The following is a 684-nucleotide window of genomic DNA, read 5'->3' as shown; positions in this document are numbered from 1 at the left end:
CGCCGTCGCGCGGCGTGTACGGACGGTCGCTGTCTCGAGGAGCGTAGGGACGGTCGCCGTCACGCTTCTGGTACGGCTTCCGGTCACCGTCACGGGGCGCGTACGGGCGGTCGCCATCACGCTTCTGGTACGGCTTGCGATCCCCGTCACGAGGCGCATAGGGACGGTCACCATCACGCTTCTGATACGGCTTGCGGTCGCCGCCATCACGCGGCGTGTAGCTCCGGTCGCCATCGCGAGGCGCGTACGGGCGGTCGCCGTCACGCTTCTGGTACGGCTTCCGGTCACCGTCACGAGGCGCGTAGGGACGGTCACCATCACGCTTCTGGTAGGGCTTGCGATCCCCGTCACGAGGCGCGTAGGGACGGTCGCCGTCACGCTTCTGGTACGGCTTGCGATCCCCGTCACGCGCAGCGTAGGGACGGTCGCCGTCACGCTTCTGGTGCGGCTTACGGTCACCTTCGCGGGGCGCGTGCGAGCGGTCGCCCTCGCGCTTGGCGTACGGCTTCCGATCGCCGTCGCGCTTCTGGTACGGCTTGCGGTCGGCTCCTGCCGGCGACTGCTTCCCGTCGGATCGTTCGCGCGGCGCGCGTCTGTCGTCGCGCGGCTCCTGCTCTGCCATTGTTCGATCCTCCTGGATGTGGTCTGCCTCGGCAATCCACCGTGTTAACGCGTAATGGCCAC

1 pseudogene is annotated in these 684 nt (G+C 68.4%); it reads right to left on the bottom strand.

What is annotated here, in order from left to right:
* Positions 1-622 (bottom strand): annotated as a pseudogene (locus B1729_RS20245) (primosomal protein); the annotation flags it as partial.
* Positions 623-684: the final 62 nt, after the last annotated feature.

Source organism: Microbacterium sp. B35-04, assembly GCF_010634885.1.
Classification (GTDB): Bacteria; Actinomycetota; Actinomycetes; order Actinomycetales; family Microbacteriaceae; genus Microbacterium.
This window is presented reverse-complemented; position numbering and strand designations above follow the sequence as displayed.